We start from the raw sequence: 17885 nt of genomic DNA, 5'->3' as shown, positions 1-17885 counted from the left end.
GCGTTCGTCCTGAGCCAGGATCAAACTCTCCATAAAAGAGAAAATTTGATAAAGCTCAAATTTCTGTCGGACATTAATACTAATGTCCGAAAAAAACATCTGCTGACATCAATTTTGATGTCCAAAATTTTGTTTCTCTAAATTAATAGAAGAAACTATGTTTCATTAACGTTTTGTTGTTCAGTTTTCAAGGTTCATTTCGTTACACAACCGCGTTATCTAGCGGCGACTTTTATATAATACACTGATTTATTCATGAAAGTCAACACTAATTCATAAGTTTTTTATGAGGCTCTATTTTTCACTTTTAAAATTAGTTAATAAAAGGGGTAGATTCATGGTTCGCAAACTTTTGGTAACAGTAGTTTTAGTGGTGATTGTAACATTGTTTGTTTACCCACAAAGAGATTCAATTATTTCTGTTTTTCGTATGACAGATGAACCACTAATCATTTCAAAAGGAAATTATGGACAATCATTAATTGTAGAAATATCTTTTTCCCATGAAGGACTAGAGGAATGGTTACTATCGTTAAAACAGCCTTATCCATTATTAATGCTAGATGCAGATTGGATTGCCCGTTCCCCAAAAATAGTGGCGCAAATAAAAAAACAGAATATCCCTACAGGTCTACTAGGTGGAGAAGGGGCAAAGAATAGTTACAGCATCGAAGAATTCAACAAAGACTTAGATATTTATGAGAAACATTTTAATAACAAGCCTCTTTGGTTTATGACTTCGGATTATGAATTTGAAACAAATCTTCAACAAACAGTTTTTGACGAAGAAATCAATTTAGTATCCCCTTCTATGATTTACTCAAAAGATACTTATCAAAAGGCGGATGGTGCTATTTTCTCGTTAAAATTACACGAAAAAAGCAAACCCAACTTTGAAGAATATGCAAAGTTAATCGAAGCTGAAAAATTTGTATCTATAGAAGAAAATGTTTTCGGTTATACAATCAAGACGAAAAAAATTCCGGAGTAACAAAAGCCCCTATATGTTCTCATATACTTTTTGATGATATGAAGAAAAAAAGGCTAAACCATTTCTATGTATGGTTTTAGCCTTTTTATTTATGCATTAGCACTGGATGACTTAGTTTTCCGCTCAAGTTTACGTTGTTCCAATCTTTTGCGGTCTTCATCTGATTTTGAATTATATTTCGGCAATAACAGCAGCTGATATGCATTAACTGCAATTAACGGGAACAATAATAAAGCAACGTATGTATCGATATTACCTTGACGACCCATTAATGCAATAATCCATTCAAGAGATGTAATTACAATCATGAAGAAGATTGCTGAAACTAACACGTGTCTTTTTCCAGTTAATTGAACTTTTTTTACGGCTGTGGCAATGGCGGCAAAAATCAAGAATACTAAAAGACCGATGTAAAATAACCAATCCTTTGCCCCTTCGGCACTCGGCGCAAAACGAAATACGACTAAATCTACAAGGAGAATAACTACTAATAGCATTTGTACCCAATTCCATAAAGTCAATGTTCTAAAGATACCTACTCCTACTTGATGGAGTGTTAAATAGGCAAAGAATCCGGCTTGAGCTATAACACTCATCGTACATCCTAATAAGATCATCCATCCAAAAGCGGCAAAGAATTCACCTAGTTCACCTGCTGCTAAATATGGTTGGAAGAAATTCCAGCGTACAAAGATTCCTGCAATACCTGTAACAACACCACCGATTAGCAAACACATTAAGAAAAATTTTACCCAATTTCGTATTGTCACGACTTAACGTCCTCCATTTTTTTAATACTTTTATCCGCGTAAACGGCAATCTCCCATTGTTAGTTAGACATGTCCTAAATTATGTATACGGGAGTTTAATTCCCTCAGCTGTAAAAGCCGTTTCCCTATGGCCAAATTGTGTTACTCAAGCAAGCTTGATGAACAGAGAAGCTGTTGCTTTTTACTTGCATTCCTTAATATTAGTCTGGATAAACAGACAGACTATAATGCCACCCCTTGAACTCCTCAACACGCAACTATTTAGAGTTTCATTTTATATTTTAACAATGCAATCTTAAAAAAGCTATCCAAGTCACAATCGTATACATATTATGCGCAAGGATTGTGAACAATAAATGAAAGAGAGAGCCTTTAAGAAAGGACTGAGAAAAATTGATTAACCGTATTCTTTCCCTACTGTTCGTCGTTCTTGTACTTGCGAGCTGTTCTGAGCCAACTAACCAAGCGCTTTCCTATGAAGAAGTAAAAAAAATCATGATGGACTCCATTCAGACGGAAGATGGTAAAAAAGCAATTCGACAATTGCTTCAAGATCCAAGTTTCCGGGAATTAATTGTTTTTGAACATGAAGAAGTCCAAACAGCTATTAACACTACGTTATTATCTGAGGAATCAAAGGATTTTTGGAAAAAACAATTTGAAGACCCATCATTTCAAGAAAATATAGCCAAGAGTATGAAAGAGCAGCAAAAAGAAATTATGAAAGAATTAATAAAAGACCCGTCCTATCAGGAAGATCTTATTTCATTCTTCGGACAGGCTGAAATGCAAAAAGAGCTCGAGACAGTATTAAAAAGTGCTCCTCTCCGAAAACAAATGGAGGAAGTTGTCACACAAACAATTGAAAATCCTCTTTTACAAACAAAATGGCAGCAATTGATCAAGGAAAGCGGAGAAGGGACATCTGGAGGAAAATCTGAGGAATCCGGCGGTAGCTCGGGTGGCGGCGAAGAAGAAAGTGGCGGTGGCAGCGGCTCTGAAGGAGAATCGGGCGGCGGCGGTGCTTAATAATAAAACGGATTGTGCCCTTAGGTACAATCCGTTTTTTCACGCTTATTTTGAGAGTTTATCAATAATTTTTTGAGCTGCTTCTAAATAGATTTTTCCAGCTGGATGGTCTTCTTCATAAACAGAAGGTGCAAAATCCTCATTTGTCCAGTCTGGTTGACCAAGTGGAATTTGGCCTAATAATTCTGTACGTAATTCATCCGCAAGCTTTGGTCCCCCGCCTTGTCCAAATACATATTCACGGTCCCCAGATTTTGATTCGAACCATGCCATATTTTCAATAACACCAAGAATATCATGGTTTGTTTGTAAGGCCATTGCTCCAGCACGAGCTGCAACAAAGGCAGCAGTTGGATGAGGTGTTGTAACAATGATTTCTTTGGAAGAAGGCAGCATTTGATGAATATCTAGTGCAACATCCCCTGTTCCTGGTGGTAAGTCTAATAGTAAGTAATCAATATCTCCCCATTCTACATCGCGGAAGAATTGATCTAGTACTTTTCCAAGCATTGGCCCACGCCATACGATTGGTGCATTGTTTTCCACAAAGAAGCCCATTGAAATTACTTTTACTCCTTTACGTTCAACAGGGTAGATTCGATCTTCTTTCACAACAGGCATATCTTGGATTCCCATCATATCAGGCACACTGAATCCATAGATATCTGCATCGATTAACCCAACTTTTTTCCCTAGTCTACTAAGTGCAACAGCTAAATTAACAGATACTGTCGATTTCCCTACTCCACCTTTACCTGAAGCAATCGCTAAGAATTGAACAGAGGATAATGGAGACAATAGGTCATGTACTTCCGATTCAGTAGCTTTGCCACGGAATTGTTCTAGGTTTTCAGGAGATAGTTCCTCGAAACGAATCCCTACAGTGCTAGCTCCTGCTTCTTTTAGTGCGTCTACAATTTTCATTTGCAGCTGCATTTGTTCTGGTGTATTCGTTTTTGCTATCGCTACTTTAACACTGACATGATTTTTTTCTTCTTTAATTGATACGTTTATGATGCCATTGGTTTCAGCAAACGTTCTATGTAAAAAAGGATCTTGTAGTTGTCCTAAAACTTCACGGACCTGTTGTTCGTTTATCACTTGAAACACTCCCCTATTTTTGTTTCTACTGTTAGTATAACATAGTGTAATTCTACTACTTATTGGGCTAGCGCTCCACTATTACTACTCGCCTAACAACCGTTTAGTAAATGTGATATTATCGGTAAAGTATCCATCGATATTTAACTCTTTCATTTTCTCTTGTTGTTCTTCCAACGTCTCTAAATCATTGAAAAATACATGCACTTCTTTCCCTTGGCTATGCAGTGCATTTACTGCTTCAACGGATGCATCTGTTGACTCCATTCCAATAACAGGAAAATCCACCGCCAATGCTTTCTCTAAATCAAATTCACCCTTTTTAAATAGCAAAGTTAGGCGTAGATCCGGTGCCAGAACCGCCATTTTTTCTAAACTTTTTTCAGAGAAAGATTGTATCGCCACTATTTCTTTATCTAATAAATGATGCTCCGACAACACTCTAACCAGCACTTCTTCCATGACCGTTTCTCCGTAGACTAATCTTGTTTCTATATAATATTTTTGTTTACTGCCAAAGGTTTGAAGCACTTCAGCCAAGGTTGGTATTTCCTCCATCGTAATTTCCCCGTTATATTGACCTAGAGTTACACTGGATTTAATCTCCCTAATGGTTAGATCGCTAACTCTACCTGTCCCATTCGTAGTACGGTCAATGGTTTCATCATGCATAACGATTAACACATTATCCTTTGTCATGCGTAAGTCGATTTCAAGAGCATCAACATTCTGCTCGCTTGCGATTTTATAGGAAGTAATGGTGCTTTCGTTAAATTGATCAATTGCTCCTCGGTGGGCAAATATTTTTGGAGATGCTACAATCCCTGGTTCTGCTACTGGTTTACTCTTTCCGAGAAACCCAAATATGCCAAGGAGTAACACGATTAAAATTAAAATTAAGAGTATTTTCCTTTTCTTGCTCATTCGTGATTTACACTCCCTTTTTCATTTCTTTTATTCTATGTATCGATTGTCTGGAATTTACTATGCTTCTTAATATTATTTTATAAAGAAAGAGAATAAAACGAGGGAAGCCCCGCTTTATTCTCTACTCTAATTTTGCGCTATTATATCAGGTGTATTATTCACCGCGCGCAGCATTTGCTTTCTCGATTGCCGCGTTGAATTGGTCAATAGCAGTAGCATAGGCTTCATCTACATCTCCACCGTTATAAACCGATTCAAGTGCAGTTTCCATAATTTTACGCCCCTCAGGAAGCATATCCATTAAAGCACCTTGTGTTGCAAAAGATGGCTTAGTATCTTGTAATTGGTCAACAGTTACTTGTAATTGCGGCTTTTCTGCATACGCATCTTTTACAATCTGCTCATCATATGCAGATGGATTGATTGCAAAGTAACCTGTTCCAACATGCCACTGAGCTTGCACTTCAGGAGTTTGTAGGTATTTCATGAATTCCCAAGCTGCTTTTTGTTCTTCTTCTGATTTACCTTCAACCATCCAAAGACTAGCTCCACCAATTACAACACCTTGACGTTCCTTTGCTTCTGGATGTGGTAAGTAGGCAATTCCTACTTCAAATGGAGCGTTGTCAATAACATCTCTTGAACTTGCAGAAGATTGCAAGAACATTGCAACATCACCTGCTAAGAAACCTGCAACCATGTTATCACCATTTGTACCATAGTTTGCAAATGTTTCATCATCAACCATTTGTTTTACCCAATTGAAGATTGATTTCCCTTCTTCTTCCGTCCAACCAATTTCAGTAGGTGTATCCGAACGACCATTATCATTATTTAGTAATAAAGCTCCTTGGTTAGCTAAAAGCTGTTCCCATAACCAGCCATAAGCTTGTAGCGCAAAACCTTTCATATTTGGATTAGCTTCAGCAATTGCTTTATTTGCTTCGATAATCTCTTCAAATGTTTCTGGTGCAGCTTCCGGATCAAGTCCTGCTGCTTCAAATGCTTCTTTATTGTAATACATTACAGGTGTTGATGAGTTAAATGGCATTGAATAGAACGTACCATCCAACGAATAGTAATTCGTAATATTTTCTTCTAATCCGCTCATATCATATCCATCTGAATCGACAAACTCTTGAATTGGAACGATTTGTCCACTGTTAATCATTGCTCTTGTTCCGATTTCAAACGTTTGAATCATCGTAGGTGCACTATCGCTACCTGCAACCGCATTGAACTTAGTTAAAGATTCGTCATAAGTACCTTGGTATTCTGCATTTACTTGGATTTCATCTTGTGAGCTATTGTATGATTCAACAATCGAATTTAATGCTTCTTGACCTGCACCACCCATGGAGTGCCAGAATGTTACGACTTGTTTTTCTTTTGAATCAGTGTTTTCTGTTGTTTCAGTTGCACTTCCAGAATTTGTTTCTGCTTCTGCCCCTGTTTCTGATGAACTTTCGCCTGAACTACACGCTGCTAAAATGACAACGAGTAACATCATTAAAGATGTTAGTAAAAAGTTTTTTTTCATTTCCCTACTCCTTCTAAGTTCATTTAATTGTCTATATATTTATCCTTTTGACTATCAAAAGGAATAAACCAAGTTCAAGTGTTCTTTTGAATAGTTCCCGGCTGATCGAGGCTTTACTTAATTGCCCCTTCTGTTAAGCCCTTTTGTAATTGTTTTTGACCGAGGAACAACAAAATCAATGTTGGAATGATGACAATAATGGCACCAGACATAATGACACCCCAGTCATTCAATTGTTCTTGGGTTTGTAATTGTTTCAAGCCAATTTGTACTGTTCTAACTGAGTCATTTGTCGTTGAGAGTAATGGCCATAGATACATATTCCACGAAGTTAGGAACCCATAGGCACCCAGTGTAACTAAGCTCGTTTTGGCAACCGGCAAGACAACTTTTAAGTAAAATTTAAAGTCACCCATCCCAACAATTTGGCTGGCCTCTCTTAATTCTTTCGGTATTTGCTTGAAGTTTTGGCGCAGCAAGAATGTTCCAAATGCAGTGGCAAAGAATGGAACGGTTAACCCCGCGTATTGATCAATCCAGTTTAAATCTCGGATAATATGGAAATTCGGGATAATCGATGCCTCAAAGGGAACCATCATTGTTGCAATAAATAGAAAGAACAGGATATCTCTGCCTTTGAATTCCAAGAATACAAAGGCATATGCAGCCAAACTGGATAAAACCAACTGCCCGATTGTAATGACAACCGAAACGATTAAACTATTAAATAAATATTGGAGTAACGGGAATTGCTCGAAAGCTTTGAGATAGTTATCAAAAGATAAAGATTGTGGCAAGCTTCCCGTCATAATATCTTTGTTATCCATAAAACTCATGACAAATGCCATTAATGCTGGAGCAAACACGGCAAGTGCCGAGATGGTAAGTAAACAATACAATACGATTTTTTTGCTGATTGGCATGGTCATTGATAATGAACCTTCCTTTCACCAAGTTTAAATTGGATAATCGTCATAATCAGTATGATGATGAATAGGACAATTGCTTGGGCACTTGCTGTACCAAATTGATAGTTCGTAAAGGCCTCACGATAAATCGAATAAACAATAAGATTCGTTGAGTTTTGTGGACCACCTTGGGTTAGGATATCGATCTGCCCAAATGTTTGAAAAGCATTAATAATGGTTACTGTTATAACGAAAAACAGTGTAGGGGACAGCATCGGAATAGTGATTCTTCTCAATTTATAAAAATAGCCTGCTCCATCTATATCCGCACTTTCATATAAATAAGAATCTATGGATTGTAATCCGCCTAGCAATACTAGAAAAGTAAAACCTAAATTCATCCAGATTGTTGTCACCGCGACAGCAATTAATGCCCACTTAGGGTCTGTTAACCAACCAATCGACTCCACCCCAACCAACGCCAGGATTTGATTTAAAAAGCCAATCGATGGGTGGAACATATATAACCAAAAAACGGATGCAGCGGCTACTGAAATCCCCATTGTCGATGAAAAAATCGTTCTAAAAAAGCCAATCCCCTTTAGCTTCTCATTTGCTAAAACCGCTAATAAAAGCGCGATAATAATCGTCGTTGGCACAGTATAAAGTACAAATAAGAACGTCGATTTCATACTTTGATGAAAAATAGGCGAGGTGAACATATCCATATAATTTTGCAAGCCGACAAAAACCGTAGTTTCACCACGGGCATTTGTTAAGAAGAAGCTTAAGTACATTGTTTTGAACAAAGGATAGAATAAGAAAGCTCCAAATAATACGATGGAAGGTAAAAGGAACAGCATCCCCTTTGTAAAGCTCTTCACTCGTTGTTTCTTTTTCACATTCTCAAAATTAATCTCAGTGATTTCCGTGGACGACTGAAAACTAGGATTGCTCATACTCATCTTTTCACAACCTCTTGTTTATGAGTGAATGTTGCTTCTTGGATTAGATTTCCTGTGTCCTCATCAAAAAAGCACATGTTTTCTATAGTTATATGTACAGGCACCTTATCCCCTACTTGCACTAGCCATTGACCAAGCCATTTGGCAGTCCACAATTCTGTACCAACTTCAAAGGAAACTAATGTTTCGTTTCCTAAATGCTCAACATTAACGATCTCGACATTTTGAACCTGTTGATTTTCGTCTCCATAAGGCATATGCTCGGCACGAATGCCAATAACTAAATTTCGGTCTTCCAAACTCTCAGGCATCTCCAACTCTTCAAATGGAATAGTCAGTACGTTTTCAATAATGAGCTTTGAGTCTTTTATAATCGCTTTACCTAAATTCATTTTCGGAGACCCGATAAAAGTAGCAACAAATAAATTAGACGGCTTATTATAAAGGTCAATTGGTTCACCGACTTGTTGAATGATGCCATCATTTAATACCATAATGCGATCTCCCATTGTCATTGCTTCCACTTGGTCATGCGTAACATAAACCATGGTTAAACCTAATCGCTTTTGAAGACGGCGGATTTCAATTCGCATATTTGCACGTAGTTTGGCATCCAAATTGGATAAAGGCTCGTCCATCAGGCAAAGTGGCGCTTCACTTACGACCGCGCGAGCCAGGGCAACACGTTGTCTTTGTCCGCCAGATAACTCTCTTGGCTTACGTTTAAGCAGCTCACTTAACCCCATCATCTGAGCGGTTTCTTCTAATCTCTTCTGTTGTATTTCCTTACCTACTTTTTTAGCATCAAGACCAAATAATATATTTTGTTCAACTGTTAAATGCGGATATAAGGCATAGTTTTGAAATACCATCGATAAATTTCGATCTTTTGGAGGCAAATGGTTCACAATCTTTTCGCTTATTTTTAACGTACCTCCAGAAATTTCTTCAAGCCCGGCGATCATACGCAGTAATGTACTTTTCCCTGAACCGGATGGACCAACTAGAACGAAAAATTCACCTTTTTCAATTTGTAGATCGATCCCGTTTAACACGTTACTTTGCTTGTTGTATGACTTTGAAATGTCCATCAGTTCGATGTAACCCATACATAAACCTCCTTCATAAATCTATATCTATTCAACCACATCCATTTAATCAAAACGATGGGTTTGGTAACTTTTTACATTTATTATTACTTGGTCAATAAAATTTACATTAAATAAGGTTTTTGTTAACAAAAATTAAAAAAACCATCCACAACTGATTGTGAATGGTTTAAATTGATTGAAGCTATTTAATAATAATGCAATTCTAAAAACGTATCATTATGTACTGTATTGCAGATTGTTTGTTGCAATTTGCAGGTTCTTCATACATAACAATCGTATTTTTTATTCAAATTCCAGATTTACATAACTCTCGATTCCACTAACAATTGCATCTGCCATCTTCTCTTGATAAGCTTCACTCGATAGCAATTCACGCTCTTCATTATTGCTTAAGAAGCCCGTTTCAACTAATACTGCCGGAACTTCCGCTTTCTTTAAAAGATACACTTGTTTAATAGCTAATGCTTCGCGTTCTGTATTTTGCAGCGATTCTATTATTGTCGATTGGATCGATTTTGCTAAAAGCTCACTATTTGGATGTCCATCTTTGTGATAAAAGACTTGTGCACCTCTCCATTTTTCTTCTGGTATCGCATTGGCATGAACTGTTACGAAAATATCCGGTTTATTTTTTTGGACAAGGTTAGAGCGCAAGAAAATATCCTCCTTTTTCCGCTCTCTTAATGTTGAAAATTCTTCGCTTGGGGCATGCTCTTCTAATACGTCCCCATCTGTCGAACGAGTCATGACAACAGTTGCACCTAAACGCTTTAATTGTTTTTCAACCTTTTGAGCAATAGCAAGAGTAACATCTTTTTCAATTACCTCACCGGATGAAGCCCCACCATCAATTCCACCATGGCCAGCATCAACTACAATTTTAACGCCACCCAATGGTTCAGGTAAAAAGAAACTTCGATCGGATGCACTTGTCTCATAAACAACAAGACCTAAACAGCCTAACAAAATAACACCTAGAGCAATCCATCTTTTCAAACCATGACACCACCTTTTGCAACCTTTTGCACTACTATACGCAAAAATTGGGACGAGTATGCGTGAACTTTCTTACTTCCAAAAAGTGTTTCAGGTATAAAAAATAAAAAAAGGACACGCTAAACAACTTATGTTTGGCATGTCCTAAATATTTACTTATTGAGTGATTATTTTATGATAATTTAAAGGTTAAACTCTGAAATTCCAGAACATCTACTACTGCACTTGCAATTGATGCTGCAAAGAGGCGTATAAACCATTTTGCATCATTAACCCATCATGATTTCCTTGCTCTAATATGGCGCCATCTTTTATAACCAGAATTTGATCAGCGTTTTCGATTGTTTTTAAACGGTGTGCAATGACAAAGCTTGTTCGACCCAGCATCAGATTATTTAACCCTTTTTGGATATGCACCTCAGTCATAGTATCAACACTTGAAGTCGCTTCGTCCAGAATGAGAATATCGGGATCTTCCAAAATTGCCCGTGCAATCGCAATTAGCTGACGTTGACCCTGGCTTAAATTCATTCCGCCTGAAACAAGCAGCGTATCATAGCCTTGAGGTAAGTATTTAATGAAATTGTGAGCATACGCAGTTTTTGCTGCACGCTCAACCTCTTCATCAGTAGCATCCAGCTTACCATACCGAATATTTTCTCGGACGGTTCCCGAGAACAAATACGTATCTTGCAGGACCACACCGATATGATTTCTCAGGTTTGCCATTTCATACTGCTTGATATCATGACCATCTATTAAAATCTCACCGCTTGTTGGATCATAGAATCGGTTAAGCAGCTGAATAATCGTTGTTTTCCCTGAACCTGTTGGACCTACAAACGCAATCGTTTCTCCGGCTTTTGCCCGGAACGATAGTTGATGAAGCACTGGCTTAGTTGGTTGATAATGAAATCCAACACTACGAAACTCCACATCCCCATCATAACGATTCTTAGTAACCGCTTTTGGTACATCTGCTACTTCATCTTGTTCGTCCAGTATTTCAAATACACGTTCTGCACCGGCAATAGCCGATTGGAAAGTATTGAAAAGATTCGATAATTGGTTAATGGGACGGAAAAATTGTCTAGTGTAGGTAACAAAGGAGGCAATGACCCCCACACTTACACCCAAGTTTCCTATGACAAGCAATGCACCAACACCTATGACTAATCCAATCCCCAGGTTATTAATAAAGTTATTAATAGGACCGAGGAATCCTGAAGTAATATCGGCCTTTAGTGCAGATGCACGCAATTTCTCATTTGCTTCTCTAAATTGAGAGACTGTCTGCTCCTCTTTTCCGAATAATGTTGTGATATGGGAATTTGAAATTGTCTCCTCGATAAATCCGTTTAGATTTCCTAAGTCTCTTTGTCTTTGCGAGAAATTTTTGCTGCTGCGTTTAATAATTTGCTTTGTAGACCAAATAATAATTGGAATGACGAGTAAAGTGACAACCGCTAAAACCCAATTTAAATAAAACATCGCAATTCCAGTACCGACCACCGATAATACTGTTGAAACTATCTGAATAATACTTTGTGATAGTGCCGCATTCAGATTTTCGATATCATTTGTCATGCGACTCATTAGGTCCCCTTGCTGACGTTTATCGTAGATGGCAATCGGCAGGGATTGGAACTTCTCAAATAGATGCTGACGAAGCTCTCGAATCGTTTTTTGCGAAACTCGAATCATCATAAAGGTTTGTAACCAAGTAAATAGAGCCGAGACGATATAGATACTAGCAAGGAGCAAAACCATTCTAATGGTTCCATCGAGATCAAACGTTAAAATATAGTCATCGATAATCATCCCAATCAATAACGGCCCTATTAAACTTAAAAGAGTCGATACAACGACAAAGAAAATGGAGCTGATGATTCCGATTCTTTGATTTTTTAAATAGGACCAAATTCGTTTCAATGTTGCTCTTTGATCCTTTGCTTTTTCTGCAGGACCGTTAAATCTTGGTCCTGGATGTCTGCCAATTGGAGGAGGTCCAGCTGGTCTTCCTTGTGGTTTATTCATTTAAAGTCCCTCCTCTTACCAACTGTGTCGACACAATTTCCTGATAGGGTTTATTGTTTTCAAGTAGTTCTTCGTGCGTCCCTTGTCCTACAATCACGCCGTCATCCAATACCAAGATTTTATCTGCATGACGGATTGAAGATATTTTGGAAGAGACAATAAACTTTGTACTTTCCTTGAAGTTTTCTTTAATCGCTTGTTGAATTCTTTTCTCCGAGATACTGTCTACAGCAGATGTTGTATCATCCAAAATTAAAATAGCAGGTTTGCGAATAAAGGCACGCGCCATAGCGAGACGTTGCTTTTGACCACCTGATAGATTTGTAGCACCCTGGGTAATCAAATGTTGTTCCCGGGTTTCTAGTTTTTCAACAAATTCCAGTGCACAAGAAGATTCTAATGCTTCTATTAACTCTTCCATAGAAGCTTCGTCGTTGCCGTACTTTACATTCTCTTCGATTGTTCTAGAAAATAGTGTTGCTTTTTGGGGTGTAAAGCCGATTGCCCCTCGTAGGATTTGTAAGTCATATTCTTTTATCGGTCGACCATCTATTTTAATGATGCCTTGGTCCGCCTCAAACATGCGGGGAATTAGTTTGACGATAGAAGATTTTCCACTCCCTGTCATCCCAATAATCCCGATTGTCTCCCCTGGGTTTGCTTTAAATGAAATATTCTTTAACACCGGTTCGTTGTTTTTGTTATAAGCAAAACTGACATGGTCAAATTCAACTTCACCTTTAATTGGGCTAGTTACAGGGTTTTCTGCATTGAATATTTCAGACTGTTCCTCAAGCACTGCTACAATACGGTTGGCACTTGGTACCGCACGGGCAATTTGCATCAAGACATTGGAAGAACTCATTAGCCCGCCCATAATCATCATTAAGTAGTTAATGAACGCTAATATAACCCCTACTTCAATTGTGTTATTTTCTACTTTTATGGCACCCATCCAAAGGGCTGCAATAATCCCCATATTCACCACAAAGGCTGTTAGAGGCATCAAAATCCCGATGATTTGATCTGCTTGTATATTTCGCTTCATCAACGTTTCATTCACAGTCGAAAATTGTTGAATTTGATGACTTTTACGGTTATATGCCTTAATGACACGAATACCTGCTAAATTTTCTTGAACTTTTGTGTTTACGGCATCCACGGCTTCTTGGACATGTAAAAATAGCTTTCCTGATAGTTTTGTAAAAAAGAAAATAGAGAACGCTAAAATAGGAACCACAACTAATAAAATCGGGAACAGTTCTCTGGCTGTTAAAAACACAATAATGATAGCCCCGATAAAAGTAAAAGGACCTCGAACAAATATCTTTAATAGCATTGTTAGCGCTCTTTGCAGCATCTCCACATCACTTGTAATATTGGTGATTAGTTTCCCAAGCGTAAAATGGTCTTTGTTGCTATTTGAAAAGTAGGTAATTGTTTCATATAAATCTTGGCGAATATCTGCTGCAAAGTTAATGGCCGTCTTGGAAGCATAAATGGAACAGCCTACACCACCTATTAATCCGATTACAGCACATAAAATCATTAGTCCAAACATTTTAATGACATAGGATGTATCGTCTTTGGCAATCCCATTGTCGATAATATGCTGCATAATTGTCGGTTGGACTAAATCCATTGCAACTTCCAGCACCATCATTAAAGGAGCGATGATGGCAAAGGCCATATAAGGCTTTAAGTATTTTTTCAATGATAATACAGCTTGCATGAAGTTCCTTCTTTCTATTACACTTCGACTCTAAATTGTATTTTATATAGATTCCTAATCAGAGGGCTTTTTATCTTCTACTCGAATTAAGGAGAGTTCTTCCAACTCAAAGGCTGCTTTAAAATCATTCATAATCGATTCAGTCGCCTTAAGTTCACCCGCAATCACTTGTTGAATGGATTGTAATTCCTGGGATTCCAATTGTTGCTTTAGTGTATCTCTCTTTACAATTAATTTTTCATAGAATGCTAGCGCTCTTCCGCGTCTAAATGTTTTGGCACCCTGCTGTCCTCTTCCACCATGTCGGTTGCGGCGTTCTCTTTGCTCTTCTCTTTTTATATCACGTTCTTGATTATTCAATTCATTTTCCATATAAACCTCACCCCTTGTATACAATTGTATACATAGGTATACAAATTTACAATAATAAAGTATTCGGCTCTCAATCAAAAAATCGCTCTTTCTCAAATGCTTAATTAAATACAATGCGAAAAATATTCTCTATAATAGAACTATCAAATAAACTTAAAAGAGGGTTGTCCATGAAATTACGAGTTTCTGCTGTTCAATACCATCTCCACACAATTGAGTCATTTGAAGAGTTTGCCCATCAATGTGAACACTATATTAAGGCTGCACTTGAATTCGAAACGGAATTTATATTATTCCCCGAGTTCTTTACGACGCAATTACTTTCCATTAAGGGTGCGGATGGGGCTTCTTTAACGATTAATGATCTCCCATCTTTCACGGAACAGTACCTCACATTGTTTACTCAGCTTGCCAAAAAGTACAATATCCATATTATTGCCGGAACACATGTGGTAAACGTAGATGGAAAGCTACGAAATACCGCTCATTTATTCTATCCAGATGGACGAGTCGGCTCCCAGGCTAAGCTTCATATTACGCCAACAGAGGTCCATGAATGGAACATGTCTGCTGGAGAAGGCTTGGAGGTCTTTGAAACAGAAAAAGGCACGATTGCAATTCTAACTTGCTATGATATCGAGTTCCCTGAAATTGTCCGCATGGCAAAAGCGAAAGGTGCAGATGTTATTTTCTGCCCTTCTTGTACAGACGATCGTCATGGCTTCCATCGTGTCCGCTACACGAGTCACGCTCGAGCAATTGAAAACCAGGTTTATGTAGTGTTAACAGGTACAGTTGGGGCATTGCCAACCGTAGACTTTATGCGCGCAAATTTTGGCCAGGCGGCAATCATTACACCAAACGATGTACCATTCCCGCCAAAAGGACTTTTAGCTGAAGGGGAAATTAACAACGATATGCTAGTGACAGCAGATCTTAATATCGAACTGCTTGAAAAAGTACGAGAAAAAGGTTCTGTTACTACGTGGAGAGATCGACGAACAGATTTATATACAGATTGGGAATAGAAGTTTATTAAATGTGAATGAAACGCGAAAAAGCGAGGTGGATTATTTGTACCGGAGTGAACAATTACTATTCGATAAGGGAAAACCCGTTCGTGTCATTGTGCGCAATTATACGAAAGATGATTTTGATGAATTAATTGATATTCAAACCGAATGTTTTCCGCCCCCCTTTCCTTCGGATTTATGGTGGAATAAACAACAGTTAGTGAACCATGTCACTTTATTTCCTCAAGGGGCTTTATGTGTTGAAATTGATGGGCAGGTTGTTAGTTCACTAACGGGCGTTTGTACTCATTTTGACCCTGCTCATCCAAATCACACATGGGAAGAAGCAACAGATAATGGATATATCAAAAATCATGATTCAAATGGAAATACACTCTACATTGTGGATATTAGTGTTCGGCCTGCGTTTCGCTCTTTAGGACTGGGTAAAATACTGATGCAGACAATGTACCAAGTTGTCGTTGAAATGGGATTGGAACGCCTTCTGGGTGGAGGGAGAATGCCAGGTTACCATAAGCATGCAGAAAACATGTCCGCCCAAAGATACGTGGACCAAGTAGTTGCCGGTACAATTTACGACCCCGTCATTACATTTTTGCTGAAATGCGGACGTTTACCAATCGCGGTTTTGGGAAATTATTTAGAAGATGAAGAATCATTAAATTACGGAGTTTTAATGGAATGGAAGAATCCTTTTAAATATCTTAACTAAATCTTGCAGAGGCTTTTCATGTAACTAGGAGAGTCTCTGTATTTTTATTTCCCGGGTTACTCTAAATGCTAAGGAATAACTTCTTTATATTAAAGATCTCTCACCATCACCTGGCGAGAGATCTCGTGAAGTAGATACTACTGATTTTTATTTAGATTCTCTTGGGCCATTCTAACAAGCTCTTTTACCATGCTGCCGCCAAGTCTTCCACCGACTTTTCCAGCTTGTTCAGAAGTTAGCTTCCCATTATAGCCCTCTTTTAATGGAACTCCTACTTCTTCTGCAATTTCATATTTGGCTTGTTCTGGATCAGTTGTTCCTGCAACCTTTGCCTTTAATTGGTCCAGTCCTTGTCGAGCCTCAGGAACTAAGATTTTATTTCTATTTCTTCTTGCCATAATCTTTTCCCCTCCTTTGTAAATATCATTTCCCAAAATAGGCTTAAACATGTTCAAAGGTCTGAACGACTTCTATTTAGAACGAAAATATCCCTATCCATATATAGGGAATAATGCGCATCTTTTCACGAATTGATATAAGAAGAAGGAATACAAAATTTACATGTTGAATTTATACAAACAAGGGAGAAATTACTTATTAATAACTTCCGAATTTAATAAAAGGAGCGGATGAAAAATGATTCAAAAACCGTTACAAGTCAGATTAATTCCTTACACTATTGAGTCGGTTGTAGAGAACACAAACGAAACACCAAGAGGGGTAGATTTAATTCAAGCACCTTCAATTTGGGAAGATAGTAATCAAGGTGAAGGCATTGTAATTGCAGTAATTGATACTGGTATTGAAACCGATCATCCCGACCTCCAAGATCAAATTATCGACGGAAAAAATTTTACTTCCGATTATGATGGTGACCCTAATATTTTTGAAGATAACAATGGACATGGTACCCACGTATCAGGAACAATTGCGGCTAGTTTAAATAATGAAGGGGTTGTTGGAGTAGCGCCTAAAGCTAAAATCCTAAGTTTAAAAGCATTAACGGGAGAGGGATCTGGAAATTATGAGTGGATTATCAATGCCATTAACTTTGCAGTAGAGTGGCGTGGACCCGAGCAGGAACGAGTACGCGTAATTTCAATGTCACTTGGCGGTCCTGAAGATGTTCCTGAAATGCATAAAGCCATTCAAAACGCTGTTAGCCAAGATATTTCTGTTGTTGTCGCGGCTGGAAACGAAGGGGATAATAGCGAGGACACATTTGAGTATTCTTATCCTGGAAAATACAATGAAGTCATTCAAGTTGGCGCTGTTGATCATAACTTAACGCTCGCTCCGTTTACGAATACCAATGATGAAATAGATTTGGTTGCTCCTGGAGTAGAAGTGGTTTCTACTTACTTAGGAAAGAAATATGCTTCTCTTTCCGGGACATCAATGGCTACTCCCCACATCGCCGGGGCTATAGCATTACTTATTATCTTAAGTGAAAAAGAGTTTGGTCGTTCTCTTAGTGAAGCAGAAATTTATGCACAGCTTATTAAACGAACTTTACCAATAGGAAATCGAAAAAGTTCTGAAGGGAATGGTTTCCTCGAACTTAACTTAGTTGAAAGAATTCAGGAAATGATGACTGCAGCTCATACTTAATAACGATAAAAGCTAAATATTAATAAGTTCAATTCCGAGCACATTTCT

The 17885-nt window shown here is 38.0% G+C and carries 17 protein-coding genes; 5 read left to right on the top strand and 12 right to left on the bottom strand.

Translation table 11 applies throughout. The features are described 5' to 3' along the window. The first annotated feature begins 337 nt into the window (after positions 1-337). A complete protein-coding gene (locus ACFQU5_RS17705) occupies positions 338-991 on the top strand; it encodes a hypothetical protein (protein ID WP_390290828.1) in 654 nt (217 codons plus the stop codon). 89 nt (positions 992-1080) lie between these two features. Here the strand turns inward: ACFQU5_RS17705 and ACFQU5_RS17700 are convergent, their stop codons facing one another. Then, positions 1081-1761, bottom strand: a complete 681-nt coding sequence (locus tag ACFQU5_RS17700; protein ID WP_390290825.1) for a KinB-signaling pathway activation protein — start codon at positions 1759-1761, stop codon at positions 1081-1083. A gap of 393 nt (positions 1762-2154) precedes the next feature. Between ACFQU5_RS17700 and gerD the strand changes: the two genes are divergently transcribed. Beyond that, a complete protein-coding gene (gene gerD, locus ACFQU5_RS17695) occupies positions 2155-2790 on the top strand; it encodes a spore germination lipoprotein GerD (protein ID WP_390290822.1) in 636 nt (211 codons plus the stop codon). Positions 2791-2835: 45 nt separating this feature from the next. On the opposite strand, the gene ACFQU5_RS17690 is transcribed toward gerD, so the two are convergent. From ACFQU5_RS17690 to ACFQU5_RS17645, 10 genes are all read right to left on the bottom strand, one after another. Next, complete coding sequence (locus ACFQU5_RS17690; protein WP_390290819.1) at positions 2836-3891, bottom strand: Mrp/NBP35 family ATP-binding protein; 1056 nt, start codon at positions 3889-3891, stop codon at positions 2836-2838. Between the two features lie 84 nt (positions 3892-3975). Then, entirely contained in the window at positions 3976-4815 is an 840-nt protein-coding gene (locus ACFQU5_RS17685; protein ID WP_390290817.1) for a glycerophosphodiester phosphodiesterase, read from the bottom strand. 157 nt (positions 4816-4972) lie between these two features. Further along, positions 4973-6358, bottom strand: coding sequence for an ABC transporter substrate-binding protein (locus ACFQU5_RS17680; protein WP_390290815.1), 1386 nt, complete (start codon positions 6356-6358; stop codon positions 4973-4975). Between the two features lie 113 nt (positions 6359-6471). Then, positions 6472-7281 carry a carbohydrate ABC transporter permease gene (locus ACFQU5_RS17675; RefSeq protein ID WP_390290840.1) on the bottom strand — a complete coding sequence of 270 codons (810 nt, stop codon included), beginning with the start codon at positions 7279-7281 and terminating at the stop codon, positions 6472-6474. Positions 7282-7283: 2 nt separating this feature from the next. Continuing rightward, a complete protein-coding gene (locus ACFQU5_RS17670; RefSeq protein ID WP_390290837.1) occupies positions 7284-8225 on the bottom strand; it encodes a carbohydrate ABC transporter permease in 942 nt (313 codons plus the stop codon). Between the two features lie 2 nt (positions 8226-8227). Continuing rightward, positions 8228-9340 carry an ABC transporter ATP-binding protein gene (locus ACFQU5_RS17665; RefSeq protein ID WP_390290813.1) on the bottom strand — a complete coding sequence of 371 codons (1113 nt, stop codon included), beginning with the start codon at positions 9338-9340 and terminating at the stop codon, positions 8228-8230. Positions 9341-9625: 285 nt separating this feature from the next. Beyond that, the gene (locus ACFQU5_RS17660) at positions 9626-10339 is read right to left on the bottom strand and encodes an N-acetylmuramoyl-L-alanine amidase (protein ID WP_390290810.1); all 714 of its coding nucleotides are present in this window, start codon (positions 10337-10339) and stop codon (positions 9626-9628) included. 216 nt (positions 10340-10555) lie between these two features. Further along, positions 10556-12376, bottom strand: coding sequence for an ABC transporter ATP-binding protein (locus tag ACFQU5_RS17655; protein WP_390290807.1), 1821 nt, complete (start codon positions 12374-12376; stop codon positions 10556-10558). Then, a complete protein-coding gene (locus tag ACFQU5_RS17650) occupies positions 12369-14108 on the bottom strand; it encodes an ABC transporter ATP-binding protein (RefSeq protein WP_390290805.1) in 1740 nt (579 codons plus the stop codon). The genes ACFQU5_RS17655 and ACFQU5_RS17650 overlap by 8 nt, the downstream gene beginning before the upstream one ends. Positions 14109-14162: 54 nt before the next feature. After that, positions 14163-14480 (bottom strand): 2-keto-3-deoxygluconate kinase, encoded by a 318-nt coding sequence (locus ACFQU5_RS17645; RefSeq protein ID WP_390290803.1) that lies wholly within the window; start codon positions 14478-14480, stop codon positions 14163-14165. Between the two features lie 170 nt (positions 14481-14650). On the opposite strand from ACFQU5_RS17645, the gene ACFQU5_RS17640 reads away from it, so the two are divergent. Next, entirely contained in the window at positions 14651-15508 is an 858-nt protein-coding gene (locus tag ACFQU5_RS17640; RefSeq protein ID WP_390290799.1) for a carbon-nitrogen hydrolase family protein, read from the top strand. A gap of 46 nt (positions 15509-15554) precedes the next feature. Further along, positions 15555-16226 carry a GNAT family N-acetyltransferase gene (locus ACFQU5_RS17635; protein WP_390290834.1) on the top strand — a complete coding sequence of 224 codons (672 nt, stop codon included), beginning with the start codon at positions 15555-15557 and terminating at the stop codon, positions 16224-16226. 137 nt (positions 16227-16363) lie between these two features. Here the strand turns inward: ACFQU5_RS17635 and ACFQU5_RS17630 are convergent, their stop codons facing one another. After that, the gene (locus ACFQU5_RS17630; RefSeq protein ID WP_137730315.1) at positions 16364-16624 is read right to left on the bottom strand and encodes an alpha/beta-type small acid-soluble spore protein; all 261 of its coding nucleotides are present in this window, start codon (positions 16622-16624) and stop codon (positions 16364-16366) included. Positions 16625-16862: 238 nt separating this feature from the next. Here ACFQU5_RS17630 and ACFQU5_RS17625 point away from each other — a divergent pair, with 238 nt between their 5' ends. After that, positions 16863-17837, top strand: coding sequence for a S8 family peptidase (locus tag ACFQU5_RS17625; protein WP_390290796.1), 975 nt, complete (start codon positions 16863-16865; stop codon positions 17835-17837). The last annotated feature ends 48 nt before the right edge of the window (positions 17838-17885 follow it).

The organism is Ureibacillus sp. GCM10028918, from assembly GCF_042666115.1.
In the GTDB taxonomy this organism is placed as follows: Bacteria; Bacillota; Bacilli; order Bacillales_A; family Planococcaceae; genus Ureibacillus.
The sequence above is the reverse complement of the archived record's forward strand: the minus strand, read 5'-3'. Positions and strand labels throughout refer to the sequence as shown.